Origin of the sequence: Aeromonas sp. 600886, assembly GCF_049174935.1 — a bacterium.
In the GTDB taxonomy this organism is placed as follows: Bacteria; Pseudomonadota; Gammaproteobacteria; order Enterobacterales; family Aeromonadaceae; genus Aeromonas; species Aeromonas veronii_A.
In genome coordinates this window covers 142,060-168,898 of record NZ_JAAKUB010000003.1, presented here as the reverse complement: position 1 = coordinate 168,898, position 26,839 = coordinate 142,060, and the positions used below count along the sequence as shown (strand labels likewise).

General features: G+C 59.9%; 27 protein-coding genes and 2 tRNA genes. 15 read left to right on the top strand and 14 right to left on the bottom strand.

All coding sequences use genetic code 11. The annotated features are described in order from the left end of the window. Window positions 1-89 precede the first annotated feature (89 nt). From G5179_RS03885 to G5179_RS03850, 8 genes are all read left to right on the top strand, one after another. Window positions 90-1,724, top strand: a complete 1,635-nt coding sequence (locus G5179_RS03885; RefSeq protein WP_421205380.1) for an anthranilate synthase component 1 — start codon at window positions 90-92, stop codon at window positions 1,722-1,724. After that, window positions 1,717-2,331 (top strand): aminodeoxychorismate/anthranilate synthase component II, encoded by a 615-nt coding sequence (locus G5179_RS03880; protein WP_100646427.1) that lies wholly within the window; start codon window positions 1,717-1,719, stop codon window positions 2,329-2,331. The genes G5179_RS03885 and G5179_RS03880 overlap by 8 nt, the downstream gene beginning before the upstream one ends. 10 nt (window positions 2,332-2,341) lie before the next feature. Next, window positions 2,342-3,370: an anthranilate phosphoribosyltransferase gene (trpD, locus tag G5179_RS03875; RefSeq protein ID WP_193859864.1), complete on the top strand. Its 1,029-nt coding sequence runs from the start codon at window positions 2,342-2,344 to the stop codon at window positions 3,368-3,370. Continuing rightward, on the top strand, window positions 3,370-4,866 hold the full coding sequence (gene trpCF / locus G5179_RS03870; protein WP_421257932.1) for a bifunctional indole-3-glycerol-phosphate synthase TrpC/phosphoribosylanthranilate isomerase TrpF: 1,497 nt from the start codon (window positions 3,370-3,372) through the stop codon (window positions 4,864-4,866). The genes trpD and trpCF overlap by 1 nt, the downstream gene beginning before the upstream one ends. 47 nt (window positions 4,867-4,913) lie before the next feature. Next, window positions 4,914-6,107, top strand: coding sequence for a tryptophan synthase subunit beta (gene trpB, locus G5179_RS03865; protein WP_005347359.1), 1,194 nt, complete (start codon window positions 4,914-4,916; stop codon window positions 6,105-6,107). Continuing rightward, entirely contained in the window at window positions 6,104-6,910 is an 807-nt protein-coding gene (gene trpA / locus G5179_RS03860) for a tryptophan synthase subunit alpha (RefSeq protein ID WP_139732537.1), read from the top strand. Before trpB ends, trpA begins: the two co-directional genes overlap by 4 nt. A 758-nt stretch (window positions 6,911-7,668) precedes the next feature. Further along, entirely contained in the window at window positions 7,669-8,154 is a 486-nt protein-coding gene (locus G5179_RS03855) for a hypothetical protein (RefSeq protein WP_054544457.1), read from the top strand. Between the two features lie 253 nt (window positions 8,155-8,407). Further along, on the top strand, window positions 8,408-8,908 hold the full coding sequence (locus G5179_RS03850; RefSeq protein ID WP_421257898.1) for a hypothetical protein: 501 nt from the start codon (window positions 8,408-8,410) through the stop codon (window positions 8,906-8,908). A gap of 131 nt (window positions 8,909-9,039) precedes the next feature. Here the strand turns inward: G5179_RS03850 and G5179_RS03845 are convergent, their stop codons facing one another. Beyond that, window positions 9,040-9,573 (bottom strand): metal-dependent hydrolase, encoded by a 534-nt coding sequence (locus G5179_RS03845; RefSeq protein ID WP_421257897.1) that lies wholly within the window; start codon window positions 9,571-9,573, stop codon window positions 9,040-9,042. Between the two features lie 342 nt (window positions 9,574-9,915). Between G5179_RS03845 and G5179_RS03840 the strand changes: the two genes are divergently transcribed. Then, window positions 9,916-10,692: a BPL-N domain-containing protein gene (locus G5179_RS03840; RefSeq protein ID WP_421257896.1), complete on the top strand. Its 777-nt coding sequence runs from the start codon at window positions 9,916-9,918 to the stop codon at window positions 10,690-10,692. A gap of 182 nt (window positions 10,693-10,874) precedes the next feature. Here G5179_RS03840 and G5179_RS03835 read toward each other — a convergent pair whose 3' ends face one another. The 8 genes from G5179_RS03835 to G5179_RS03800 form a co-directional block, all read right to left on the bottom strand. Further along, on the bottom strand, window positions 10,875-11,024 hold the full coding sequence (locus G5179_RS03835; RefSeq protein WP_005347375.1) for a hypothetical protein: 150 nt from the start codon (window positions 11,022-11,024) through the stop codon (window positions 10,875-10,877). Window positions 11,025-11,482: 458 nt separating this feature from the next. Continuing rightward, entirely contained in the window at window positions 11,483-12,694 is a 1,212-nt protein-coding gene (locus G5179_RS03830) for a NupC/NupG family nucleoside CNT transporter (protein ID WP_421254961.1), read from the bottom strand. A 358-nt stretch (window positions 12,695-13,052) separates the two neighbouring features. Further along, complete coding sequence (gene arsC, locus G5179_RS03825; RefSeq protein ID WP_005338171.1) at window positions 13,053-13,478, bottom strand: glutaredoxin-dependent arsenate reductase; 426 nt, start codon at window positions 13,476-13,478, stop codon at window positions 13,053-13,055. A 75-nt stretch (window positions 13,479-13,553) separates the two neighbouring features. Beyond that, window positions 13,554-14,618 (bottom strand): ACR3 family arsenite efflux transporter, encoded by a 1,065-nt coding sequence (arsB, locus tag G5179_RS03820; protein WP_005338173.1) that lies wholly within the window; start codon window positions 14,616-14,618, stop codon window positions 13,554-13,556. A 109-nt stretch (window positions 14,619-14,727) separates the two neighbouring features. Next, the gene (arsA, locus tag G5179_RS03815) at window positions 14,728-16,491 is read right to left on the bottom strand and encodes an arsenical pump-driving ATPase (RefSeq protein ID WP_421257895.1); all 1,764 of its coding nucleotides are present in this window, start codon (window positions 16,489-16,491) and stop codon (window positions 14,728-14,730) included. A gap of 27 nt (window positions 16,492-16,518) precedes the next feature. Further along, on the bottom strand, window positions 16,519-16,887 hold the full coding sequence (arsD, locus tag G5179_RS03810; RefSeq protein ID WP_005347398.1) for an arsenite efflux transporter metallochaperone ArsD: 369 nt from the start codon (window positions 16,885-16,887) through the stop codon (window positions 16,519-16,521). A gap of 4 nt (window positions 16,888-16,891) precedes the next feature. Further along, the gene (locus tag G5179_RS03805; protein WP_005338181.1) at window positions 16,892-17,260 is read right to left on the bottom strand and encodes an ArsR/SmtB family transcription factor; all 369 of its coding nucleotides are present in this window, start codon (window positions 17,258-17,260) and stop codon (window positions 16,892-16,894) included. A gap of 254 nt (window positions 17,261-17,514) precedes the next feature. Beyond that, window positions 17,515-17,913 carry an META domain-containing protein gene (locus G5179_RS03800; protein WP_005359119.1) on the bottom strand — a complete coding sequence of 133 codons (399 nt, stop codon included), beginning with the start codon at window positions 17,911-17,913 and terminating at the stop codon, window positions 17,515-17,517. Window positions 17,914-18,070: 157 nt separating this feature from the next. Between G5179_RS03800 and G5179_RS03795 the strand changes: the two genes are divergently transcribed. Then, window positions 18,071-18,550, top strand: coding sequence for a hypothetical protein (locus G5179_RS03795; protein WP_064338427.1), 480 nt, complete (start codon window positions 18,071-18,073; stop codon window positions 18,548-18,550). A 3-nt stretch (window positions 18,551-18,553) separates the two neighbouring features. On the opposite strand, the gene G5179_RS03790 is transcribed toward G5179_RS03795, so the two are convergent. Next, a complete protein-coding gene (locus G5179_RS03790) occupies window positions 18,554-19,033 on the bottom strand; it encodes a putative 4-hydroxy-4-methyl-2-oxoglutarate aldolase (RefSeq protein WP_267511397.1) in 480 nt (159 codons plus the stop codon). A 42-nt stretch (window positions 19,034-19,075) separates the two neighbouring features. Beyond that, entirely contained in the window at window positions 19,076-19,483 is a 408-nt protein-coding gene (locus G5179_RS03785; RefSeq protein ID WP_267511398.1) for a DUF3293 domain-containing protein, read from the bottom strand. A 396-nt stretch (window positions 19,484-19,879) separates the two neighbouring features. On the opposite strand from G5179_RS03785, the gene arcA reads away from it, so the two are divergent. Next, a complete protein-coding gene (gene arcA, locus G5179_RS03780) occupies window positions 19,880-20,599 on the top strand; it encodes a two-component system response regulator ArcA (protein ID WP_005338193.1) in 720 nt (239 codons plus the stop codon). A gap of 162 nt (window positions 20,600-20,761) precedes the next feature. Here arcA and G5179_RS03775 read toward each other — a convergent pair. Beyond that, window positions 20,762-20,836, bottom strand: a tRNA-Gly gene (locus G5179_RS03775). Window positions 20,837-20,851: 15 nt separating this feature from the next. Continuing rightward, a tRNA-Gly gene (locus tag G5179_RS03770) sits at window positions 20,852-20,925 on the bottom strand. A gap of 201 nt (window positions 20,926-21,126) precedes the next feature. Between G5179_RS03770 and cydD the strand changes: the two genes are divergently transcribed. From cydD to G5179_RS03750, 4 genes are all read left to right on the top strand, one after another. After that, on the top strand, window positions 21,127-22,896 hold the full coding sequence (cydD, locus tag G5179_RS03765; RefSeq protein ID WP_337072339.1) for a heme ABC transporter permease/ATP-binding protein CydD: 1,770 nt from the start codon (window positions 21,127-21,129) through the stop codon (window positions 22,894-22,896). After that, complete coding sequence (cydC, locus tag G5179_RS03760; RefSeq protein WP_421257894.1) at window positions 22,889-24,619, top strand: heme ABC transporter ATP-binding protein/permease CydC; 1,731 nt, start codon at window positions 22,889-22,891, stop codon at window positions 24,617-24,619. The genes cydD and cydC overlap by 8 nt, the downstream gene beginning before the upstream one ends. A 163-nt stretch (window positions 24,620-24,782) precedes the next feature. Further along, on the top strand, window positions 24,783-25,154 hold the full coding sequence (rcsF, locus tag G5179_RS03755; RefSeq protein WP_101529794.1) for an Rcs stress response system protein RcsF: 372 nt from the start codon (window positions 24,783-24,785) through the stop codon (window positions 25,152-25,154). Window positions 25,155-25,163: 9 nt separating this feature from the next. Beyond that, window positions 25,164-25,550, top strand: coding sequence for a DUF488 domain-containing protein (locus G5179_RS03750; protein WP_421257893.1), 387 nt, complete (start codon window positions 25,164-25,166; stop codon window positions 25,548-25,550). A gap of 160 nt (window positions 25,551-25,710) precedes the next feature. On the opposite strand, the gene G5179_RS03745 is transcribed toward G5179_RS03750, so the two are convergent. Further along, window positions 25,711-26,706 carry an NAD-dependent epimerase/dehydratase family protein gene (locus tag G5179_RS03745; protein ID WP_337072341.1) on the bottom strand — a complete coding sequence of 332 codons (996 nt, stop codon included), beginning with the start codon at window positions 26,704-26,706 and terminating at the stop codon, window positions 25,711-25,713. Window positions 26,707-26,839: the final 133 nt, after the last annotated feature.

Here is a 26,839-nt window from a genome sequence, read left to right as displayed (position 1 = left end):
CTGAGCCAGCCACCCCAGACCAATTAAATTTCTAAGGAATTCAACGTCATGAACATCGGTAACACGCATCACACGCAAGGGAACGCACTATGACAGCCACACATCGCCTTCCTCTGGGTGAATTCGATACCCTCAAACTCAACGCCCCCTATGTGGCCGATCCGCTGGCGCTCTATACCCGCCTCTGTCAGGGCCGCCCCAACAACCTGCTGCTGGAATCGGTGGAGATCGACTCCAAGGCGGGTAAACAGAGCCTGCTGCTGGTCGATGCCTGCCTGCGCATCGAGTGCCGTGGTCGCACCGTGCGGGTGCGCAGCCTGAACGACAACGGCGCTCAGTTGCAGAGCCTGCTGGCCGAGCGGCTGCCTGCGGTGGTTGCCCGCTCGCTGGTCGATGGCGAGCTGCAACTCGACTTCCCTGCCTCCGATCGGGAGCAAGACGAAGATTCCCGCCTCAAGGGGTGCAGCGTGCTGGACGTGCTGCGCACCCTGCAGCGGGAGCTTGATTGCCAGCTCGGCAAAGAAGCGCTCTTTATGGCGGGCAGCTTCGCCTACGACCTCATCGCCTCTTTTGAAGATCTGCCCGAAGTGCCACAGGGGAGCAATGACTGCCCCGACTACTGCTTCTACGTGGCCGAGACCCTGATCACCATCGACCATATCGAACGCACCACTCAACTGCTGGCCTGCATCTTTGGCGGCGACAGCGACGAAAGCCAGGTGGAAGACAGATACACCCGCCTGACCGAACGGCTCACCGACTTCAAACAGATTTGCCAGCAACCCCTCTGCGCCGAGCTGACCACCCAGCCCCTGACCGGTGGCATGAGCGTGGACAAGAGCGACAAGCAGTTCTGCGCCGAGGTAGAGAAGCTCAAGGGCTTTATCCGCCGTGGCGACATCTTTCAGGTGGTGCCGTCCCGCTGCTTCTCCCTGCCCTGCCCGAGCCCCCTGGCCGCCTATCGCCGCCTCAAACAGACCAATCCCAGCCCCTACATGTTCTACGTGCAGGATGAGGGCTTCACCCTCTTTGGCGCCTCGCCGGAGAGCGCGGTGAAATTCTGCGCCGCCAGCCGCGATGTGGAGATGTACCCCATCGCCGGTACCCGCCGCCGTGGCTTCAACCCCGATGGCAGCATCAACCGGGATCTCGACGGCCGCATCGAGCTGGAGTTGCGTCAGGACGAGAAAGAGGTGGCCGAGCACCTGATGCTGGTGGATCTGGGCCGCAACGACATAGCCCGCATCTCGGAGCCCGGCACCCGCTACGTCAAGGAGCTGCTGAAAGTGGATCGCTACAGCCACGTGATGCACCTGGTCTCCAAGGTGGTCGGCACACTGCGCTCCGATCTTGACGCCCTGCACGCCTATCAGGCCTGCATGAACATGGGCACCCTCACCGGCGCACCGAAGATCCGCGCCAGCGAGCTTATTCGCATGGTGGAAGGCAAGCGCCGCGGCAGCTACGGCGGCGCCGTCGGCTACATCAACGGCGCTGGCGAGATGGATACCTGCATCGTCATTCGCTCGGCTTTCGTGAAAGATGGCGTGGCCCATGTGCAGGCCGGTGCCGGGGTGGTCTATGACTCCAAGCCGCAAGCAGAAGCGGACGAAACCCGCGCCAAGGCGGCCGCCGTGCTGGCCGCCATCGCTGCCAGCCATGGCACCTCCCTGCAAGCTCTGAGTGCCCAGCAGGAGCAACATAAGGACGTGAGCCATGACTAATATCTTCCTGCTCGATAACTTCGATTCATTTACCTACAACCTCGTTGACCAGTTCCGATCCCTCGGCTATCCGGTGCGGATCTACCGCAACAGCCTGCCGGCCAGCCGCATCATGAGCGAAATCGCCGCCTGTGAAGGGGACGCCGTACTGGTGCTCTCGCCGGGCCCGGGCGCCCCCCACGAAGCGGGTTGTCTCATAGACCTCATCAAGCTGGCCCGTGGTCAGGTACCCATCCTCGGTATCTGCCTCGGTCATCAGGCCCTGTGCGAAGCCTACGGCGGCACCGTCGGCGCAGCAGGCGAAATCGTCCACGGCAAGCGTTCGCTGATTGAGCACAACGGCCACGGCGCCTTCGCCGGTCTGCCGAGCCCGCTGCCGGTAGCCCGTTACCACTCGCTGGTCGCCACCTATGTACCGGAAGAGCTGACGGTGATTGCCCACTATCAGGGGATGCCCATGGCCATCGAGCAGCAGGATGAGCGGGTACTGGGTTTCCAGTTCCACCCGGAATCCATCATGACCTCGGAAGGGGCCCGTCTGCTGACTCAGGCGCTCGCCCATATCACTCGTCCAGAAAGCATTTTTTCGACACGCGGCGCGCGGTAAGGAGACCAACATGCATCATCATCTCAACACCCTCTATCAGGGTCAGTCTCTGAGCCGTGAAAGTACCCGCGACGCCTTCGGCCAGGTGGTTCGTGGCGAAGTGGACCCCATCGTGCTCGCAAGCCTGCTGACAGCCCTCAAGATCAAGGGAGAGACCCCGGAGGAGATCGCCGGCGCCGCCGAGGCGCTTTTGGCAGAAGCGCGCGACTTCCCGCGTCCGGATTACGAGTTCTGCGACATCGTCGGCACCGGTGGCGATGGCCTCAACACCATCAACGTCTCCACCACCTCGGCGCTGGTCGCCGCCGCCTGCGGCCTGAAAGTGGCCAAGCATGGCAACCGCTCGGTCTCGAGCAAGTCGGGTTCGAGCGATCTGCTCGACAAGATGGGCATCAAGCTCGACATGAGCCCGGCGCAGGCGCGCCGCTGTCTGGACGAGCTCGGCATCTGCTTCCTGTTCGCCCCCCAGTATCACGCCGGCGTGCGCCACGCCATGCCGGTGCGACAGGCCCTCAAAACCCGCACCCTGTTCAACGTGCTGGGGCCGCTTATCAACCCCGCTCGCCCTACCTATCAGCTGATGGGGGTCTATGCCCCCGAGCTGGTGCGCCCCATCGCAGAAACCCTGCTGGCACTGGGGCTGAAAACCGGTATGGTGGTGCACGGTGCCGGGCTGGATGAGATTGCCATCCACGGCCCGACCCAAGTGGCCCAGATCCGTGACGGCGAGATCCGCGAATTTATGATCACCCCGGCTGACTTTGGCCTGGAGACCTATCCGGTCAGCGCCATTCAGGGTGGTGAGCCTGAAGAGAACCGCGCCATCACCGCCGCCATTCTGGAAGGGCGTGGCACCCCGGCCCACAACGCCGCCATCGCCGCCAATGTGGCGCCGCTGCTGCTGATGGCGGGCAAGGCTACCGATCTCAAGAGCGCGGCGGCCGAGGTACTGGCGGTGCTGGCGAGTGGCAAGGCTGCGGATCTCGCCGCTCGGCTCGCCACTTTGAGCCATCAGGACGCGGGTCATCAGGAGGCATGATGTCAGCCACCACGTTGCACAACAGTCATTCAGAACGCCCGCAGGGCAAGAGCCAGTTTCGCAAGGATAACGAGATGTCAGACCGTATTGCCCCCCATGCATTTCTGAACATGGCCTCCATCAGCCAGACCATTCTCGGCAAGATCGTGGCGGCCAAACAGGAGTGGGTCGCCGCCCGCAAGCTGGCTCAACCGCTGGATAGCTTCCAGAGCGAGCTGACCCCAAGCGATCGGGATTTCGTCGGGGCGCTCAAGGCGGGCTCCACCCGCTTTATTCTGGAGTGCAAGAAGGCCTCCCCCTCCAAGGGCTTGATCCGCGATGACTTCAGCCCGGAGGCCATCGCCGACATCTATGGCAAATACGCCACCGCCATCTCGGTGCTGACCGACGAGAAGTTCTTTCAGGGGGATTTCGCCTTTTTGCCGCGGGTGCGCAGCCGCGTATCGCAGCCGGTGCTCTGCAAGGATTTCATGATTGACCCCTATCAGGTCTATCTGGCCCGCCACTATCAGGCAGACGCCATCCTGCTGATGCTCTCCGTGCTCACCGACGAGGGCTATCGTGCCCTGTTCGCGGTCGCCAAGGAGCTGGGTCTGGGCGTGCTCACCGAAGTGAGTAACGAAGAGGAGCTGACCCGCGCCATCGCGCTGGGGGCGCCGGTGATTGGCATCAACAACCGGGATCTGCGCGACTTGAGCGTCGATCTCAACCGCACCAAACAGCTGGCCAAAGATATTCCGAGCGATCGGGTGGTGATCAGCGAGTCCGGCATCAACCATCGCGCCCAGGTAGCGGATCTGCGCCACTACGCCAAGGGCTTTCTGGTGGGCTCGTCATTGATGGCCGAGCCGGATCTGGAAGCGGCGGTGCGCAAGCTGGTGCTGGGCCAGAACAAGGTGTGTGGCCTGACCCGTGCCGAAGATGCCGCCGCCGCCCATCAGGCGGGCACGGTATTTGGCGGTCTTATCTTTGTGGCCAAAAGCCCGCGCTATGTGGACATCCCCGCCGCCCGCGCCGTGATGGCGGGTGCGCCGCTCTCCTACGTCGGGGTATTTCGCAACGCCCAGCCCGCCACCATTGCCAAGACGGTAGATGCGCTGGGGCTCGCCGCGGTGCAGCTGCACGGCGATGAAGATGCCGCCTATATCGAGACCCTGCGCCCACTGCTGCCGACAGGCTGCCAGATCTGGAAAGCCGTAGGAATAACGAACGGCGAACCGCTGCCCGCCCTCGACTACCCGGCGGATCGCCTGCTGCTGGATACGAAAGTCGGCAGCCAGAGCGGCGGCACCGGTCAGGCGTTCGACTGGGCCATGCTGGCCACCCTCGACAAGAGCAAGCTGATGCTGGCGGGGGGCCTTAATCCCGACAACGCCCTGCAGGCGGCGCAAGTGGGCTGCCTCGGCCTTGATTTCAACTCCGGGGTGGAGAGTGCCCCGGGCCAGAAGGATGCGCACAAGATTGCAGCCGCCTTCGGCGCACTGCGCAACCTGTAACGCAACCCTTTTTGATATTTCGATTTAGCTAATACAAGGAAGAAGCCATGACCCTGCTCAACCCGTTTTTCGGTGAATTTGGCGGTATGTATGTGCCCCAGATCCTCATCCCGGCCCTGCTCCAGCTGGAGAAAGCCTTCGTCGATGCCAAGGATGATCCCGCCTTTATCGCCGAGTTTCAGTCCCTGCTGACCGAGTATGCCGGTCGCCCGACCCCGCTCACCCTGACCCGCAATCTGACCAAGGGCACCAAGACCCGCCTCTATCTCAAGCGTGAAGACCTGCTGCACGGCGGCGCCCACAAGACCAACCAGGTGCTGGGTCAGGCGCTGCTGGCCAAGCGGATGGGCAAGAGCGAGATCATCGCCGAGACCGGCGCCGGTCAGCACGGCGTGGCCACGGCACTGGCCTGCGCCCTGCTCGGCCTCAAGTGCCGGGTCTATATGGGTGCCAAGGATTGCGAGCGCCAGAAGCCCAACGTCTTTCGCATGAAGCTGATGGGCGCCACCGTTATCCCGGTGCACTCCGGCTCCAGCACCCTGAAAGATGCCTGCAACGAGGCGCTGCGCGACTGGGCAGCCAACTACGAGTCGGCCCACTACCTGCTCGGCACCGCCGCTGGCCCGCACCCCTTCCCCACTATCGTGCGGGAGTTCCAGAAGATGATCGGGGAAGAGGCCAAGGCCCAGTGCTTCGAGAAGGAGGAGCGCCTGCCGGATGCGGTGATCGCCTGCGTCGGCGGCGGCTCGAATGCCATCGGCATGTTTGCCGACTTTATCGATGAGCCTTCCGTGCGCCTTATCGGGGTCGAACCCGGTGGTCACGGCATCGAGAGCGGCGAGCACGGCGCGCCGCTGGGTCACGGCAGCAAGGGGGTCTTCTTTGGCATGCACTCCTACCTGATGCAGGACAATCAGGGCCAGATTCAGGAGTCCTACTCTGTCTCGGCAGGGCTGGATTTCCCCTCCGTCGGCCCGCAGCACGCCCACCTGGCCGCCATCGGCCGCGCCGAGTACCCCTCGGTGACCGACAAGGAGGCGCTGGACGCCTTCCAGGAGCTGGCCAAATCCGAAGGCATCATACCCGCGCTGGAGTCCTCCCACGCACTGGCCCACGCCCTCAAGATGGCCCGCAGTGAACCGGAAAAAGAGCAGGTGCTCATCGTCAACCTCTCCGGCCGTGGCGACAAAGATATCTTCACCGTCGCTGACATTTTTGAGAAAGAAGGAACCTTGTCATGAACCGTTACGCACAACTCTTCTCCCGTCTGGACGCGGCCAATCAGGGCGCCTTTGTGCCGTTCGTGATGCTGGGTGACCCCACCCCCGAATTGTCGCTGGCCATCGTCGATGCGCTGGTCGAAGGGGGCGCCGATGCCCTCGAGCTCGGCATTCCCTTCTCCGATCCGGTAGCGGACGGCCCCACCATTCAGGGCGCCGCCCTGCGCGCTTTTGCCAGCCACACCACCCCGGACGACTGCTTCGAGCTGCTTGGCCGCATCCGCGCCAAGTACCCGCAGCTGCCCATTGGCCTGCTGGTCTACGCCAATCTGGTCTATGTGCGCAAAATTGACGGCTTCTACGAGAAGTGCCAGCAGGCGGGCGTGGACTCGGTGCTGGTCGCCGACGTGCCGGTGCAGATGTGCGCCCCCTACAAGGCGGCCGCCGACAAGTTCGGTATCGACAGCATCTTTATCGCCCCGCCCAATGGCGACGCCGAGACCCTGAAACAGGTGGCGGAGCTCGGCAATGGTTACACCTATCTGGTGAGCCGCGCCGGCGTCACCGGTGCCGAGACCAAGGCCGGTATGCCGGTGGAAGGACTGATCAATACCCTGCGCGAGTTCAATGCTCCCCCTGCCCTGCTCGGCTTTGGCATCAGCGAACCGGCTCAGGTGCGTGAAGCCATTGCCGCTGGCGCCGCCGGTGCCATCTCCGGCTCCGCCGTGGTGAAGATCATCGAGACCCACCACCATAACCCGGAACATATGCTCACTCGTCTGAAAGAGTTTGTGGAAGGGATGAAGGCTGCGACCAATCGATAAGTGGCGGCATGGGTCAAATGCCATTATCCGTAGTGATCCGGCTGCATATCAGCCTTACTCATAGGTGTATCGCTGCATCACCACATCAAAGGGAGCCTGACCGGCTCCCTTTCTTTTTGTCGCTTGTCCCCGCTTGCGGATCTGGGCGTATTGCCCCCTCTCCCTCCGGGAGAGGGCTGGGGTGAGGGCGGCTTTGCATTCCCTGCCAAATGAGTTGCTCTCTCAACCCACGCCTCAATGACTAATTTATTGATCCAACACAGATTCCCACAAAAAAATGCTTCTCAACCCTCTCCCCTCGCCCTTAAGATAGCCAAACGACAACCCCTCTCTCGGGAGCGCACCATGGCTGCGATTGTTGCTATCTCGCAGGTTAACAGCAGCGAACTGGGGGATGTAACTCTGGGGCGGTAGCGTGGTTTTTGTAGATTGGCGCAGCTGTAGCGAAGCCCAACAGGCGAGCATTATTGCGCCAACCAGATCGGGATAAACAAGGATGTGGTAGGTCGGTAAAACAGATTTACAGATATATTCGCGGTAAACGTTGGGCTTCACTTCGTTCAGCTCAAACCTACGATTTTTAGCCCAACATACGCGATGGAGTGTATACGGAAAGCACCATCGGGGCCAGACATTCCATCATTACCGCAATTGTTGCTGGGCTCGCAGAATAAGTGCCGAGAAAATCAATCCAGCGGACGCCATACCGGTGCCGCTGATTTCTAACGTTAACTGTAATAAGAAAAAGAGGGAAATTTATGAAGCAAGGACTTATCGGTGGGTATTTAGCTATAGCTTTTGTGTTTAGCATCTTCATGTGGCTATTTGGAGAGCATAGTTACCGAGGTTATCCATACAACATGGGAAAAGCCATTGTGTGGCCAATTTCAATGTTTAAGTCATACCCAGAAATTGATGGCGATAGCCCTTTAAAATTTGCGTCTAGCTATCAAAAAGTAGCGTCTTCAGGGGATATGGAAGGTAATGTGGCATTCCATGAAGCTATTGGTCTTCTTGCATATTATTTTTATGTAGAAGGTGAGCCATCTATCAGATTGAAAGATTACAAAGAGCTAATGTATCAAGGGGCAGGAGCTGACCGCTTTTTTAGTAGTCTAATTGAGAAAGAAGATATACGTATCAAAATGGCTGATTATCTAGATGGTATGAGTTTTGGGGATATAGTCTCTGAAAGAAACGGCATCGAAGATAACCTAATGAATTTGCTGGAAGATCGAGAGTAAACAGTTAACAAGCCCAGCCAGAGGGGCACAAAAACCGCTGCTTCGCTCTGGCTTTCGTGCCCTTGCGGCGGCATTAGGCGCATAAGGAAATAAAAGCAGTAGGAACTCAGGACACCCACCTTTCTGAGCAAGGTGTTGCATCACTATGGCCAAAGAGATAGGTGTCCAAGTTTTGAATACAAGGAAAATAACACTCACAGCCGCATATCGCGGAGGATCTTCAACACAGCAAAAATTCTAAGAAGGTACTGATATGAGCACATCAATGACTGATCCCCATGACGGCATGGTTTCATTTCAGCAAGGTCTGCGTGCGGGAATATTAGAGCTGGGTCCGGTAAAAAATCATCAAGACCTGTTCAGCCACTTTGATGTTCCAGCGCCGGGAGTGCGGCGGCTTACTTATGTGCGTCTGAGCAAGGACCGCCGCGCGGTAATGGCTTTCCTTTCTTGCGTCATGAATGGGGAGGTAGAGGGATTCCCCTGTGTGTCAGTGGGTTACGCAGTTCCAGCAGATGGACGAAACCAGGGTCGTGCAAAGGAAATTTTTCGAGATGTCATCAATGACCAGATATATCAGGCAAAAAGAAATGGTATTGAGGCTCTGTATATAGAAGCGGTCGTCGATGTAACCAACCTACCCTCCCAGAGGGTTGCGGAAGCAGTGTTAAACGTGGAACGAGAAAGCATTATCGATTCCGCATCTGGCAGGCCAGCCTATCGATACACAGCCCGCATTACCGGTTCCCCCTGACATGGAAACAAATCTGGGACACTTACCTTTCTGAGCAAGATATAGCCTAGCTAGAACTCAAGAGATGGGTGTCCAAGTTTTGATTTTTTGCTCAGCCACGATATATCCAGCAGATATTCTCAATCCCACACCTACCGCCCCCTTCCCCACACCCTCCACCCCGTCAAAGTCAGCATCAATACAGCCCCCGGCAGCCAGACCCAGTAGAGCTCGGAGAGGACCACCGCCTCACCTCGGGCGGTGAAATAGGCCTCCAGCTTGAAGGGGGCGACCCGGATCACCTGCAAGGGGGTGAAGAAACGCTCGTCACGCCACGGCCAGAGCAAGCCAACCCCCTTGCCGCCGGTGGTGAGGGAATCGAGCATGCTGTGGGAGAGTAGCGAGACCAGCAGAAACGACCAGACGGTGGCGGCGCTGGCCCGAAATTGGCGGTGAAACAGCATGGCCAGAGTGGGCAGGGCAAAAGCGAACAGCAATGAGTGGGTAAAGCCGCGGTGGCCAAAGACATGGCCGTAGGCAACCCCCAGCTTAAAGGCGAGCACATCGGCATCGGGCAGCATGGCGATGGCAACCCCAGCCAGCAGCAGGCGCGGCGGGATAATCCGGCTGCCAAGCCCGAGCCCAAGGCAGAGAGGTACGGATGCGTGGGTAACTATGGTGGGCATAGGATAAAGCTCCAACTGAAAACGTGAGCCTACCCTACCCCCGCTCGGTGAAGTGAAGGTGAAGTGCACCCTCTTATGTTGCTTGATTCCTCCCTCGAATCCTTATCCATCAGCCAAAAGAGGCGTCACTCAGAAAGTGATGAAAACGGCTGTTACACGCTAAGCCGGGACCGAGCTTCTGCCGTTTGGACCCTGCGCATTGGCTCGATCGTTGTTTGCTAAACGCAGATCCAATCAGCGTTGGCGCGTGAACTTGAAATGTTCATTTAACCGCGGCTGACATGCAGAATGGGATCGTGATAAGTAGTCTCCTCGGTTCACATCACAGGGACAGTGGCAGCGATGAATGTATTAATAAGCATCAGGCTGATTGCGAGCGTTATCAGCCTTTGGTTAATGACAGGATGCATGGCAGAGGCCGCTTCTGCGCAGCCGCAGCAAGAGCAGTACGCGCTGATCTATAACGGGCCGGTTTCTGATGGGGATAGCACCAAGGCGATTGCGGATGTGGTCAAGCAGGTGGGCTTGCCAGTGAGGTATCTCTCCAATCTCGAGGCGCTGCCTGCAGAGCTCGATAATGCCAGGGTGTTTATCGTTGGCGGCACAGAGGACGATGTTGAGCCGCTCCTCAACGCCTTCACTGCGGACGCTCGTTCGGCGTTAAAAGCCTATTTGCTAAGCGGTGGTCGCTACCTCGGGATCTGTGGGGGTGCCTTTGTGGCATCCACCGGCTGGTCTGAAGAAGAGGGCTTTGTACCGGCGCTGGGCCTTGTTCCTGCCACATCCGATGATTATGACGGCGACTTTAGCGCCAGGATCTTCCCGATCAGCTGGCTTGGTGAAGAGCGCCAGATGTATTACCAGGCCGGCCCGCAATTTACGCCGGTGCCAAGCCCAGAGCAGGTCAAGGTCATCGCCCATTTTCAAAACCAGCATATTGCCGCGCTGATCAGCTCATACGGGAAAGGCAAGGTGGCCGTTTCCGGGCCACACTCCGAAGCCCCCGAATCGTGGAAAGCGAACGCGGTGGATGGCGACAAGATGGAGTCGAATATTCATCTAGCCGTTGGACTCGTCAACGAGTTGCTCTCCGAAGAGCCCGTCACCCATTCGAATTAGTCGCATCCCTACGCCCCTGGATTTGCTCCCATTGATCGGCCCGGAAGTCAGGCCATCCAATCGACCGCAATCCATAAAAAAACCACCTACCTGCAAAAGGTCGGTGGTTTTTTTATCGGTGGCAGATCACGGGTAGCCGATACAAAGCGTTCGCTACCTCAACTTTCGCCCGGGAACGAGCACTACTCTTCCTGCTCCTCCGGTTGTCTCTCCCCACCCCGCAACTGTTGCAGCTCATCGACTCGGGCTTGCCACTTCTCTTGGGCTTTTTTGCGTTCCTGAAGCTGGAACTCTTCGCGCATGGTGTCGATGTTAAGGTCAAGTGTTTCCATCAGAGTGTCTCCTTTGTATGACCGCTTAAAGACTGGCTGACGGCGCATTGGCCAACCTGCTCCCCTATTCAGACACCACACGTCCCCCAAACGCCCAACTAAATAATCGATTGAATATGCAACATTCAATCTAAAAAACTATTCATTCTGCACGGTGACACACTGTAGCAGCAGCTGCCGCCCCGTTACGCGAAACACAACGAGGCCCACGTCCACCGAAACACACGGTGATAAAATGACCCGGTTTGGCGTAGTCCCATACTGGAGCCGCGCTCCTCGCCGAACCGGATTATCTGGCACAGCGCCGAAATGGCGTTAAGCAGTGCTACCAACATTTTCAATGGGCAGGCAGCGCAGTTGCCCAACCGGCGAAACCAATAAAAAGACCCCCTCTTGCCAAGCGGCAAGAGGGGGGTCTTCGTTTCTGCCGCAGACTAACCGGCTATTGCATCACACTATCAGGCCAGCGAGACAAAGATCCCGGCCAGGGTGGCGCTCATCAGGTTGGCCAAGGTCGCCGCCAACACCGCCTTGAAGCCCATACTGGCCACATCGTGACGGCGCTCCGGCGCCATGGTGCCGATGGAGCCAAGCTGCACCGCAATGGAGCCCAGATTGGCGAAACCGCACAGCGCGAAGGTGATGATGATCTGGGTATGGGCGCTCAGATCCGCCTTGATATTGGCAAAGTCCAGATAGGCGACAAACTCGTTCATGATCACCTTCTGACCAATCAGGGAGCCTGCCGCCATCATCTCGCTGGCAGGCACACCAATCAGCCAGGCCACAGGGGCAAACAGATAACCCAGCAGCTGCTGCAGGGAGAGATCGGCCCAGCCGAACCACTCGCCGACGGTGGTGAGACCGGCGTTGATCATGGTGATGACGCTGACGAAGGCGAGCAGGATGGTACCGATGGCCACGGCAATCTTCATGCCGCCCATAGCGCCGCCCGCCAGCGCGTCGATGGCGTTGCTGTAGTCGCTCTTGTCGAGGGTGATCTCGGTCTGATCGCTCACCTGTTGCTGCTCCGGCACCAGCAGTTTGGCCATCAGCAGGCCACCCGGCGCCGCCATAAAGGAGGCGGCAATCAGATATTTCAGATCCACACCCAGACCGGCGTAACCGCCCAGCACCGAGCCCGCTACCGATGCCATGCCGCAGGTCATCACCGCAAAGAGCTCGGAGCGGGTCATACCGGCGAGGAAGGGACGAATAAGCAGCGGCGACTCCCCTTGCGACAGGAAGATATTGCCGGTGGCCACCAGAGATTCGGCGCGGCTGGTGCCGAGCAGGCGATGGATGGCGCCGCCCAATACCCGGATCACCCACTGCATGATGCCGAAGTGGTAGAGCACAGCGATCAGCGCGCTGATAAAGATCACCAGCGGCAGCACCCGCACGGCGAAGATAAAGCCGTTGCTGGCGAGATCGCCAAACACGAAACGGATGCCGCTGTCGGCGAAGCCGAGCAGGGCGGAGACGCCATTGCTCATGGCACCGAGCATGATTTGTCCGGGGGGGAAATAGAGCACCAGGGCAGCAAAACCGGTTTGAAGGGCGAGTGCACCCAGCACGGTTCGCCAGCGGATGGCTCGGCGGTTTTCACTCGCCAGCCAGGCGATAAACATCAGGGCCAGCATACCGACCAGACTCAATAACAGTGTCATCTTGCACCTATGAAGAGAGGAGTTTCATATGGCAAGTCTGCAGACAGGCGTCGCGGGAGATCCGGCGGGAGAGGTGCCGACCCACGCGACACGCAGACCACAAACCTACAGGTTAGTGGCGGGTCCCATCCTGGGGTCATTCACGTTCCGGGTGACAGCATGTATCGGGTGACGCCAGCGCCGTCGCAGGGGGAGATGCGGCCGGGTGGCAGGTCGGGCGGCGATGGTACAGTGATCATCGTCACAGAAAAAGCGGTAAAACGATTGGCCGGGGTAACTTTTTCAACTTGTTCACACAACGAAACAGGGCCAGCGTGACGCTGGCCCTGTTTCAATCCGTACTTGAGTACTCAGATGATTACTTGAGGCGCTTGCCACTCGCGTCCACCACCTGCTCGCCATCCTCCTTGGCGAAGGCCCCTTTTTGCTGATCGGGCAATATATCGAGCACCACTTCCGACGGGCGGCACAGTTTGGTGCCAAGAGGCGTGACGACGATGGGACGGTTGATGAGGATGGGGTGGGCCAGCATGGCATCGATCAGTTCATCATCGCTGAAACGATCTTCCGCCAGACCGAGCGCCTCGTAGGGTGGCACGTTCTTGCGCAGCAGATCGCGCACCGGCATGGCCATGGCGGCGATCAGCGCCACCAGCTGGTCACGGGAGGGGGGCGTCTCCAGATAGTGGATGACAGTGGGCTCCACGCCGCTGTTGCGGATCAGCTCCAGGGTATTGCGGGAGGTACCACATTCCGGGTTGTGATAGATGGTGATTGCACTCATTTGCGTGTCTCTCATTAATCAAGTGAATAGAAAATGGATAGCATCAGTTCGCGGCCATCTGTTAGCTGCCATCAGTTAACGGCTTAGCCCCGCTTCGTACCAGGGTTTGCTGGCGTTAACCACCCGCACCACCAGCAGCATGACCGGCACCTCGATCAGCACCCCGACCACGGTGGCGAGCGCCGCGCCGGAGTGAAAGCCGAACAGGCTGATGGCGGCAGCCACCGCCAGTTCGAAGAAGTTGGAGGCGCCGATCAGGGCGGAAGGACAGGCAACCGAGTGCTTCTCCCCCACCTTGCGGTTGAGCCAGTAAGCCAGCCCGGAGTTGAAAAGCACCTGGATCAGAATGGGCACCGCCAACAGGGCGATAACCAGCGGCTGCTCGATGATGGCGTTGCCCTGAAAGGCAAACAGCAGCACCAGAGTGAGCAGCAGGGCCGCCACCGACCAGGGCTGGATGCGGGTCATAACGCCGTCAAAATGGGCCTCACCCTTTTTCAGCAAAGCCTTGCGCAGCAGTTGGGCGATGATCACCGGGATGACGATATAGAGCACCACAGAGGTAAGCAGGGTATCCCACGGCACTATGATGCTGGAGACCCCGAGCAGCAGCGCCACTAGCGGGGCGAAGGCAAACACCATGATGAGGTCGTTCACCGCCACCTGCGACAGGGTGAAGTAGGGATCGCCATTGGTGAGGCGACTCCAGACAAACACCATGGCGGTGCAGGGAGCCGCCGCCAGCAGGATCAGGCCCGCTACGTAACTGTCGAGCTGATCAGCCGGCAACCAGTCGGCAAACAGCACGCGGATAAAGAGCCAACCGAGGAAGGCCATGGAGAAGGGCTTGACCAGCCAGTTGATAAAGAGGGTGACCCCAATGCCCTTCATGTGCCCCTTCACCTGATGCAGGGCGCCAAAATCGATCTTGAGCAGCATGGGGATGATCATCACCCAGATCAGCAGCCCCACCGGCAGGTTGACCTTGGCCACCTCCATGGCGCCGATCGCCTTGAAGAGATCCGGCAACCCCTGCCCGAGACCAATCCCCACCAGAATGCAGAGGGCGACCCAGGCGGTCAGATAACGTTCAAAAAAGCCGATGGCAGGCACGGCCTTGGCATCACATGTTGCAGACATCACAGCTCCCGATGCGGCGCAATCCCGCATCTTCTATTGGTTCAAAACACAGGTTTATAACAAGTAACGGCATATTCAAGCCGCCCCGGCAGCAGACCGGGGCGGCGACTCAATGGTGCTGGCAGAGATGGCGCAGGGCATCGGGCCCCACCGGCTCCTCGGCGAGCAGCGGCACCACGGCGAAGCGGCTGGCATGTTGCTGCTCGACCGCCTCGATATGGGGCAACTGGCGCTCGGCCCGCAGTTGCAGCAGCGGTGAGCTGACCGCGGCTTGCTGCAAGCTGTGGTTGATGAGCCAGCCCCAGGGCTCGATGCCGGCCCGGCGCAGATCGGCCTGCAGATTGGCCGCCTCCTGCACTGGCGTCGGCTCGGGCAGCGTCACAATCAACACCTTGGTCTGCTTGGGGTCCTGCAACTGCATCATGGGGGTGGTGAAGTGCAGCCCCTTGTTTCCCATCTGGCGAGCGATCTCCCTGTGGTAGGCGCCGGTGGCGTCGAGCAGCAGCAGGGTGTGGCCGGTGGGGGCGGTATCCATTACCACGAAGCGCTTGCCCGCCTCGCGAATGATGCGCGAGAAGGCCTGGAACACGGCGATCTCCTCGGTACAGGGGGAGCGCAAGTCCTCCTCCAGCAGTGCCCGCCCCTGCTCGTCCAGGGCTGCTCCCTTGGTGGCCAGCACCTGGGCGCGGTAACGCTCGGTCTCGGCGTGGGGGTCGATGCGACTCACCTCAAGATGGGGCAAACTACCTGCCAGCGTCTCGCTCAGGTGCGCGGCAGGATCCGAGGTGGTGAGGTGCACCGGCAGGCCGCGGCTCGCCAACTCCACCGCCACGGCGGCCGCCAAGGTTGTCTTGCCTACCCCGCCCTTACCCATCAGCATGATAAGGCCATGACCATCGGCGGCCAGCTCGTCCACCAGTGAACTCAACTCAGGCTGGGCTTGCTTGACAGTGGAGTGTGCGGTCGAGAATTGAGCGGATCTTCCCTCTGATTGCAGCAGCTGGCGCAAACTGTCGACCCCCACCAGATTGGTGGCCAGCAGCGGGATATGATCCTGCGCCAGCCCCTTTATCCCCTGCGGCATCTGTACAAGAGCCTGTTGCTCACGCTGCCAGAGCGCCATTGCCAGCGGATCTCCGGCAATGGCACCTTCGGGGAAGAGGCCATTGATCACCAGTTGCTGATTCAACAAGCCGATGGCGGCCAGCTCCTCGTGGGTGCGGGCCACTTCCCGCAGAGTGGATTGCTGGGCCCGCGCCACCAGCACCAAGCGGGTGCGGGCAGCATCAGCCAGTGCGGTGACCGCGTCGGCATACTGGCTGCGCTGTTTCTCCAGCCCCGCCAGCGGGCCGAGGCAGGAGGCATCCCCCTTGCCCTGCTCCAGAAATTCGCTCCAGGCGCCCGGCAGTTGCAGCAGCCGGATGGTGTGACCGGTTGGGGCCGTATCAAAGACGATATGGTCATACTCGGCCAGCAGTGTTTGGTCGGTCAGCAGGGCGGTGAACTCGTCAAAGGCGGCGATCTCGGTGGTGCAGGCGCCGGAGAGCTGCTCCTCGATGCTGCGCACCACGCTCTCGGGCAACTTGCCGCGCACCGGCCCGACAATCCGCTCCCGATAAGCTTTGGCCGCCGCGGGGGGATCTATCTCCAGCGCCGACAAACCGGACACAGCGGCGATGGTGGTGACGCGATTGCCGATCTCGGTGGCAAACACCTGCCCCACGTTGGAGGCAGGGTCGGTGCTCACCAGCAGCACCCGCTTGCCAATATCACAGAGAGCCACCGCACTGGCGCAGGCTAGCGAGGTCTTGCCCACCCCGCCCTTGCCGGTGAAAAAGAGAAACGGCGGTGGATTGGTCAGAAAATGGTACATAGCCTCTCCCGAATGGTGCGTCGCGACTCAGCAGCAACCGCTGCCGGAGCAGCAGCCGCCCTTGACGATCCCCTTGATGGCCGCTTGTGGCGCAGGCAGCCCGGCATAACGGGCCAGCTCGCTGCGGCTCGGATAACGGCCGGTCAACACCACCTGTCCCTCCACCAGCACCAGTGGCAACCCCTCCTCCCCGGCGTGGGTCAGAAAAGCACTGACGGCAGGTGTCTCGGCAAATTGCATCGGCTGCTGGGCCAGATTGAAACGCTCGATGGCAACTCCCTGCTCCTTGGCCCAGGCAAGGTCGGCTGCGAAGGTGACCAGTGCCTGATCAACCTCGGTACCGCAGACACCGCTGGAGCAGCAGAGGGCGGGATCAAAAATCTGAATGGAGGACATGGCATTACTCCTTGTTGCAGCAGGGCTGCGCAGGCAGAACATGGGGGGAGCAGGCTGACTCGGCACGCATCACGCCGCACGCCTCGGGATGACCGGCACAGCACTCCTCGGTGAGGTAGGCGATCACATCCAGCATCAGGGGAATATTGGCGCGGTAGCGCAGAAAGCGCCCCTCCTGCTCCACCGACAGCAGACCGGTGTTGAGCATCGCCTTGAGGTGAAACGAGAGGGTATTGGGGGCAATATCGAGCTCGCTGGCCAGTTCACCGGCGACCCGCCCCTCCAGCCCGGCCTTCACCAGCAGCCGCCATACATCGAGCCGAATGCCGGATGCCAGCGATTCAAAGACCTTGGTGGCCATCTCTTTGTTCATCTTCACTCCCCTTGGTGCGACCTTTCATTTCAACTATACAAGAATTATTGAAATGATCAAGATACGTACTGAAACGAAGATCCGAAGTGCTGGCATCAAACCGGGCAGAAAGGGGGCGACGAGTGAACAACCGTTGAGGACGACCACACAGGGCTCATCGCAGATAAACAGACGCCCTCCAGAGGGAGGGCGTATCAGAGCGTTTGACCGGCAGCACAGTCAGCGCTGTCGGGGCAATCAGACAAAGGCGTGCCTTATTTGGCAGCTGGCACCGCGTTGAAGGTGAGCAGGGCCGCCTTGTTGGCATCGCTCAGAGTCAGCTGGTTGCCGTTGATGGAGTAGGTTGCCACCTTCTCCAGCTTTTGCAGGAACTCGGTCTCTTTGTTCATGGCGTCGCCGATGCACATCATGCGAGTGGAGCCCATGGCGCCCAGCGTCAAGACACCGTCACCCTGCTTGGTGATCCCGCCAAAATAGCGGTTACAGCCGCCCTTGCCCGCCACCTTGCCGTCGACCACTTGCAGGGTGAAGGTATCGCCGGTGGCGCCTTGCAGCTGCCAGCTGGATGCTTGCAGTTGAGCCATGCTGGAACCTGTTGCCATTGCGCAGCCTCCCAGTGCCAGCGCGGCCAGCAGAGTCAGTTTCTTGTTCATGGATTCACCTCTTAATGATTAGAGCCATCAATACGGCAGCCTGTTTAACATGGCTGGCGCCCATGCCAAAGGATTTTATTGTGATCTCCCTTCACTTTACTACCAGCTGGCATGTGCCATGCTTAGGCTCAGTTCCGGACCCAGGGAGGGGAAACGAATGGTCAAATCGCTCATCATCACACTGCTTGCAACCTGCGCCAGCATGGCCGCACAGGCCGCCGACTGGGCAGTGGTTCAGCCGCAATCCAATCCGTCTCTCTATGTCAAAAGTTACTCGGGTGTGCTGCTCAATGGCCATAGCCATCACAGCGACAGTTTTGATCTCTGGCTGGTCAATAGCGGCTATCAATATCCGGTGGTGGATGATGTGACCCTCTTTATGGAAGCGGGCCCGGCGGTGGCGGATCAGAATCGCACATCAGGTTTCAATATGAGTTCGGGGGTACGCTACCAGCTCTCTCCGGCATTCAATATCGGCAGCCAGATCAAACATCTCGATCTCAACAAGGCCAGCACCCTGCTGGAGCTCAACTCCAGCCTGCTGCTGACCCCCAGACTCTCCCTCACCGCCAACTACGGGGTCAGCGCCATCACTGCCGATCAGGCACTGAGTCTGGGGGTCGGCTTCAATTTCTGATGATCACAACAGCGGCGTGGCGCTCACCACCACGCCGTTGCGATCCGCATAGACATAATCCCCTTCGTGGATGGTCACACCGGCAAAGCTGACCACAGCCCCCAGCTCTCCCAATCCCCGCTTCTCGGTTTTGACCGGACAGGCGGCCAGCGCCTTGACCCCGAGCGCCAGTGTCGCCAGAGTGCCCACATCCCGCGCCGCGCCGTGGATCAGGATACCCTCCCACCCCTGCTCCACCGCCTTGACCGCCAGTTGATCGCCAAGCAGCGCACGGCGCAGCGAGCCGCCGCCGTCGATCACCATCACCTTGCCGTGACCGGAGCGGGTCACCAGATCCCGCACCAGACTGTTGTCTTCATAACAGGAGAGCGTTACGGCGCGACCATAGAAGATGGCCTTGCCGCCAAAATCCTGAAACACCGGGTCGGCCACTTGCAGCAAGTCGCCGTGTTGATCGCAGAGGTCGGGCAGGAGATCCAGCATGATTTGATTCCTTTCAGATGCATGAAGGTGTTCATTCTTTCATCAGGCAAGGTTTCTGGCAATCCAGAAGGATTCAATATTGCCCAGACAAACTGCTGATTTATCCGTCAATACAGGTGTCAGCCAGAGCTGGCCATCCTCCACCCAGTAGATGGCGTTCTGGCCAAAACGGGCAGCCAGCTGACGGGCTTGTGGCAGGGATAGCGCCACCGCCAGCGATGACTCCTGCCAGCGTTCGTCCGGGTCAGATCCCCAAAACGGCCCCACCACGGGCACCTGCAAATCCACGGTCAGATGGCACCACAGCGCCCGTTCCCGCCGCATATTGCGTCGTTGTGTGGCCCACTGGCTGGCCGGATTCCAGGCTGTGATGATGGCAAAAGCAGACCACTCTGGTGGTTCAAATGGCGCGATAAAGCAGATTTTCTTGTAGTTTTCCCACAAATTCATGTCAATCACATGTTACATTCCATTACATTTTGTAGGGGCGAAAACCCGGTTCAGGCCAAGTATGATGCTGCTGTACCAGGGTTTGACCTATATCAAATCAGAGTTAAAAAGTTGCTATCTGACGGCAAAGAGTGTTGTTATGCTCCTGTTAACTGATAAAATGCGGCCACTTTCGTAATGGACGACCTTTCCAGGCTCTGCTCGACCAGACTTGTCGGGAACCTATAAGTGGCACAGGGATACTTGCCGGTACTGATGCCTAATTCGCGATATTCCGACCTGACTCTCATACCCAGGATGACGTAATAAATTTTCAGGATCAGTCAGGAAATCGGTTTGAAACGCCAAAGAGTGTTAAATTTAAGATAATTAACTGATAAGAATCTGGGAATACTCATGCAAACACCACACATTCTGATCGTCGAAGACGAGCTGGTCACACGCAATACCCTGAAAAGCATTTTTGAAGCCGAAGGCTACATCGTGCTCGAAGCCAACAACGGCGACGAAATGCATCAAGCCCTCACTTCCCACACCATCAATCTGGTGATCATGGACATCAACCTGCCGGGCAAGAACGGCCTGCTGCTGGCCCGTGAGCTGCGTGAGAACGACAACATCGCCCTGATGTTCCTGACCGGTCGTGACAACGAAGTGGACAAGATCCTGGGTCTGGAGATCGGCGCCGATGATTACATCACCAAGCCGTTCAACCCGCGCGAGCTGACCATCCGTGCCCGCAACCTGCTGAGCCGCACCATGAACGTGGCTGCCGGTGGCGAAGAGAAAAAGCTGGTTGAACGTTATCTGTTCAACGGCTGGGCGCTGGATATCAACAGCCGCGCACTGGTCAGCCCGACTGGCGACATGTTCAAGCTGCCGCGCTCCGAGTTCCGCGCCATGCTGCACTTCTGCGAAAACCCGGGCCAGATCCAGACCCGTGCCGAGCTGCTGAAGAAGATGACCGGCCGTGAGCTCAAGCCCCACGACCGTACCGTCGACGTGACCATCCGTCGCATTCGCAAGCACTTCGAAAGCGTTAACGATACTCCGGAGATCATCGCCACCATCCACGGCGAAGGCTACCGTTTCTGTGGTGAGCTGGAGCAGGAATAAGCTCCCGCTACGCTGTTGATCTGAAAAGGCGCCTCGGGCGCCTTTTCTGTCTCTGCGATTTGCCTTAAAAGCTGAGAAACGGTGAGCGTGACGTCGAACGGCGCACAAGACAGATGAAAAACAAAAAGCCCACTCGCAGGAGTGGGCTTTTTGTTTTGAAGCTGGAGCGGGCAGCGGGAATCGAACCCGCATCATCAGCTTGGAAGGCTGAGGTAATAGCCATTATACGATGCCCGCCTGGCATCTGAAATTTGGAGCGGGTGATGGGAATCGAACCCACGTATGCAGCTTGGGAAGCTACCGTTCTACCATTGAACTACACCCGCGTCAGGGCTCCTACTATATGCATTTTGCCGCCGAGCGCAATGGCGCCTTTGCCACTTTTTTCAATAAATCAATCTGTTCGGACAAGGATTGAGCAGACAGTTGCTTTTTCAATCAAACATTTTCAACACAGATAATTTACAAGGTTGCCAAGGCCAAACGGCAAGGATAGTCTTGCGCCACCCGACGCGAGGATGGTGGTAATGGATAAAAAAACGCAAAAACGTCTCTATGGCTGGTTGCGCAAGCAATCGAGTCACGGTCGCCGCTGGATCACGATATCCATCGCTTTTGGCCTTGGCCAGGGCATTCTGATGGTGGCGCAAGCCTGGCTGCTGGCGACCCTGTTGCACGGCTTTATCATCGAAGGCTCCACGCCTGAGCAATCCATCACGCTCTTTATTACCCTGCTGCTGGTGACGCTTGGCAAGGCGGCGCTGGCCTACGGCCGCGAAGTGGCCAGCTTCAAGGCGGGCAGCGCGGTGCGCCAGACCATCCGCCGACTCGTGCTCACTCGCTTAAGCCGTCTCGGCCCTGCCTATATCCAGCGCCGTCCGGCCGGTAGCTGGGCCAGCCTGCTGCTGGAACAGATTGAAAATATGCAGGATTTCTTCTCCCGCTATCTGCCACAGATGGCCATCGCCGTCTTTATTCCGGTGGTCATTCTGGTAGCCGTATTCCCGGTCAACTGGGCGGCAGGTCTGATCCTGCTGGGCACAGCCCCCCTCATACCCATCTTTATGATCCTGGTAGGTGTGGGCGCCGCCGATGCCAACCGCCGCAATTTTCAGGCGCTGGCCCGTCTCTCCGGCCACTTCCTCGATCGCCTGAAGGGGCTGCGAACCCTGCAACTCTTTATGCGTACCCAAGCGGAAGGTGACGCCATTCGCGACGCCTCGGAAGATTTTCGCGAGCGCACCATGGAGGTGCTGCGCCTGGCGTTTTTGAGCACCGCCGTGCTGGAGTTCTTCGCCGCCATTTCAGTGGCGCTGGTCGCCGTCTACTTCGGCTTCTCTTATATCGACCATCTGAACTTTGGTAGCTATGGGGTAAAGGTCACCCTCTTTACCGGCCTGTTCGTGCTGTTTCTCGCCCCCGAGTTCTACGCCCCGCTGCGAGAACTGGGTGCCCACTACCACGCCAAGGCACAGGCTATCGGCGCTGCCGAGCAGTTGCTTGAATTCCTCGAAGCCGAGGTGAGCGAACCGGCCGCAGGCACGGCGCCGTTCCATGCCGACAGCCCGGTCAAGGTAGAAGCAAAAGGCCTTGAAGTGCTGAGCGCCGAGGGCAAGGTGCTGGTCGGCCCCATCGACTTCACCCTGGAAGCCGGTTCACGTACCGCCCTCATCGGCGTCAGCGGCGCAGGCAAGAGCTCGCTGGTCAATGCCCTGCTCGGCTTTGCCCCCTATCGCGGTGAGCTCAAGGTCAACGGGCAGGAGCTTGCCACCCTCGACATGAGCCAGTGGCGCCTGCAACTGGGCTGGCTCTCGCAAAACCCGCAGCTGTTCCACGCTTCCTTGCGTGACAACCTGCTGCTTGCCAAGCCAACGGCCAGCGATGCAGAGCTGGAAGATGCCCTGAAACGGGCACAGGCGTGGGAATTTGCCATGGAGAAGGGGCTCGACTATCCAGTCGGCGATCAGGCAGGCGGCCTCTCGGTTGGCCAGGCCCAGCGTCTCGCCCTGGCGCGTACCCTGCTCAAATCGACCCAGCTGATGGTGCTCGATGAGCCGACAGCCAGTCTTGATCGCCACTCCGAGCGCGCCATCATGAACACCCTTGAGCAGGCGATGGCGGGCCAGACCCTGCTGATGATCACCCACCGCCTCGATCAGCTCACCAAAATGGACAAGATCCTGGTGCTGGCTCGCGGCCAGCTGGTGGAGCAAGGCAGCTTCCAGCAACTTAGTTCTGGGCAGGGGCCTTTTGCCCGCCTGCTCTCCCAACGTTCCGGAGGTTCTCTCGATGAGTGATCTGTTGCCGTTTCTGCGCCTCTATCGCCAACATTGGCTCAGCCTCACCCTTGGTTTGCTGCTGGCGCTGGTGACCCTGGCCGCCGGCATGGGGCTGCTCTCCCTCTCCGGCTGGTTCCTCTCCGCCGCTGCCGTGGCGGGGATGACAGTTGCGACAACCCATGCCTTTAACTACATGACCCCCGCGGGCGGGGTGCGCTTCTTCTCCATCATCCGCACCGCCGGTCGCTGGGGTGAGCGGGTGGTGAGCCACGACGCCACTTTCCGGGTGCTGACCCGGTTGCGGGTATGGTTCTGGCAAAAACTCTCGCCGCTCTCCACCGGCACCCTGGCCGGTTTCCGTCAGGCGGATCTGCTCAACCGACTGGTGGCAGACATCGATGCGATGGACCACGTCTATCTGCGGCTGCTCACCCCCATAGGCGCGGCCCTGCTCAGCACAGCCGGACTGGTCTTCTTCCTGTCGTTTTTCGACAGCCGCCTCGCCCTCACCCTGGGTGCCATTCTGCTGTTTGGCATGATTGCCCTGCCGCTGGTGTTCTACTTCCTCGGTCGTCGCCCCGGTCAGGCGCTGATTGCCGAAAAATCGACCCTGCGCACCCGGATGGTGGACTATCTGGATGGTCAGGCCGAACTGCAGATGTTTGCAGCCGCCCCCAAGGCGCTGGTGGAGCTGCAACAAGCCGAACAGGCGCTGCTCACTGCCCAGGCCCGGATGGCCAAGGTGAGCGGGCTGGCCAACTTCTCGGTGCAACTGCTGAGCGGCTGGACCCTGACCCTGATGCTCTGGCTGGCCGGTCATGGCGTGGCGGGCGCGGCCCCCGACCCCATTACCGCGCTGATGGTGTTTGCCACCCTGGCCAGCTTCGAGGCACTGATGCCGCTGGCCGGTGCTTTCCAGCACCTCTCCACCAGCCTTACCTCGGCACGCCGCCTGAACGAGATCCTGCAAGAGGCCAAAGCCCCCGTGTGGGGCGACGAACAGACCCATGCCACCGTTGGTGCGCTGCAGATCAATGACCTCTATTTTGGCTACCCCGGCAACCCCCAGCCGGTGCTGCGTGGCTGCACCCTGCAACTGCACGCCGGTGAAAAGCTGGCGCTGCTGGGCCAGACCGGCTGCGGTAAATCAACCCTGATGGGGCTGCTGACCCGGGAGTGGAGCCCGCAGGCGGGCAAGATCCTGCTCGATGGCAAGCCGCTCACCGACTACAGCGAAGGGGCACTGCGCGCCTCCATCTCGGTAGTGAGCCAGCGGGTGCATCTGTTTGCCGATACCCTACGCGGCAACCTCAAACTGGCCGCCCCGACCGCCACTGACGAGCAGCTGATTGCGGTGCTGACCCAGGTCGGGCTGGCCAATCTGCTGGAAGATGAGGCGGGCCTCGACGCCTGGCTGGGTGACGGTGGTCGCCCCCTCTCCGGTGGTGAGCGTCGCCGTATCGGTATCGCCCGCGCACTGCTGCACGATGCGCCGCTCTGGCTGCTGGACGAACCGACCGAAGGGCTAGACAATCAGACCGAGCGGGAGATCATGGATCTGCTGTTCCTGCTCGGGGCAGATCGCACCTTGCTGCTCATCTCCCACCGCCTGCTGGGGATGGAGCAGATGGACCGGATTGCCCTGATGGAAGAGGGACAGATCCGCCTCTGCGCCCCTCACGACGAGCTGCTGGCGGATGATTACTACCGCAGCCTCTATCAGCGGCTGGCTCCGGTTTGATATCAGGCTGATGGGGGTCACACCCTGACAACAGGGCGCAAAACGGGGCTGGTCGCCGCAGGCGGCTGGCCCCTATAATGTCCCCCTCATTATTCAACAAGATGCCGACATGGAGCGCCCGCGCATTTCTACTGTCCTCATCACCGACACAAGATACGAGACGATGAAACGCCTGATCCTGATGATGCCCCTGATTGCTTCCGGCTGTGCCAACTACGCCTTCAACAGCAATCTGGATAAAGAGAACTTCGACGAATACTTCAAACCCGGTAGCGTGCGCATCTATGAACAGGATGAGCTGGCTGACCTCAACTACCTCTACCTCGGCACCATCGAGGGTGAATCCTGCCAGGCCGATGCCAACCAGCCGGTGCCCAACGCCGGTGAAGCGCGCACCCAGGCCCGTCGCCGCGCGGCAGACATGGGTGGCAACGGCGTCACCATCGACAAATGCGCCGAATTCAGCGACACCCCGGGCTGCCTGAAACAGGTGATCTGCTACGGGCAGGCGCTGAAAGTGGCCGAAGAGAAGTAACCCGCTGTCATGGCCCTTGCTATCGTTCGCCTTGGCAGCCCGCGCCTGCCCGATGAGGGACTGCGGATCGGCACGGTGCGCCGCCCGCCCCGCGGCGTACCCAAGAGCGAATTTGCCAGCCAGCATTGGTACGATGTCTGGTTCCCCAATCTGGCCCCCAGCAGCGAGACCATGAAGCTGGGGCAGGCAGCCGAGACACCCGCCCAGTGGGCAGCGTTTGGCAAACAGTACAAGGCCGAGATGGCGCAACCTGCCGCCAAGCACGATCTGGCGCTGCTGGCCGCCCTCTCTCATACCACCAACCTCTCGGTCGGTTGCTACTGCGAGCAGGAGTCCCGCTGCCATCGCGCCATCTTGAAAGAGCTGCTGGTAGCCGCGGGGGCCGCCATCCGCTAACTCGGTGAGCGACAGCGATGGGATGGGGAATCGCGTCAGCCTCTATTCGGCAACCATCAGGCATGGATAGACAGAGAGGGCATCCCGCGGGATGCCCTCTCTCGTTGTATTCGCACCTGCCGTACCACGCTCGGCAGCAGCGGCTCGATGCACTCTCCTATTACAGGCTGGGCTCCAGCAACTGCTGCCGCAGCGAGGTCTCCTCGGCCTGAGTCATGGCATGTTCCGCCACCCCGGCGGCAGGCTCGATGGCCAGCCAGTGGGCAAGGTCGGCGGCGGTCTCCTCCAGCGGCCGAAAGTTCAATCCCTTAACGATGGCCGCCTCGGCGCTTATAGAGCCGTAACTGGCAAACTCCACCTGCGCGCAGGGCAGCAGGGTGGGATAGCTCTGCCAGGGCTCGATTCCGGCCGCCATTAGGGTCGACCAGGGCAGCCACTCGGGCTGGATGGGGCGAGCGGGCTGCAACCGGGCGCTCAACCGCTCCAGCCAGTCGCAGAGGGTAATGCCGGGTTTGAGCAAGTTGAATGTGCCCCCCAACTGCTGCTCCGCCGCACGCAACACAAACTCGGCGCAGTCGCGCACATCGAGATACTGCAAGCGATCCTCGCCACAGCCCGGTAACAACCAGGGCCCGCCCTGCTGCACCCGCTTAATCCACCAGGCCATGCGACCGGTGGGATCATGGGGGCCACAGAGCACGCCCGGGCGCAGGATGCAAAGCCGCTCACCCCAGCGGGCGCGATACTCCTGCTCGCACAACACCTTGAGCGGGCCATAGTCGCAGGGCATTTCACCTTCGGGGATAGCATGCAGCGGCGCCGACTCATTCATCCCGGGCAATGAGAAATCGCGATAGACGCTGATGGTGGAGATAAAGATCAGCCGTGCGCAGCACCCGAGCAAGGCCGCCGAGAGGCTCGCCGCCTGCTCGGGGCGATAGCAGCAGGTGTCGATGACGAGATCCCACTGCAACCCGGCCCCTTGCAGGGGGCTCAGGTTCTTGTCCCTGTCGCCGGTGAGCTGCACCAGATCGCGCCAGTCCGGATGCTGGTGCAGGCCACGGTTGAACAGGGTCACTTCATGGCCCCAATCCAGTGCCAGCGCGGTGAGGTGGCGCCCCAAAAAGCCGGTGCCACCGATAATCAGCAGTTTCATCCCTCTCCCTCCCCCTTCGGCGCGAGTGCGCATATTTCATCCTGACACGCCAGTTGCCTCCACCCTACGCAACTTGGCGCGCGGGCACAGCCCCCGACTGGCCGGGATGGGACAGGGATCACGGCAGCGCCGC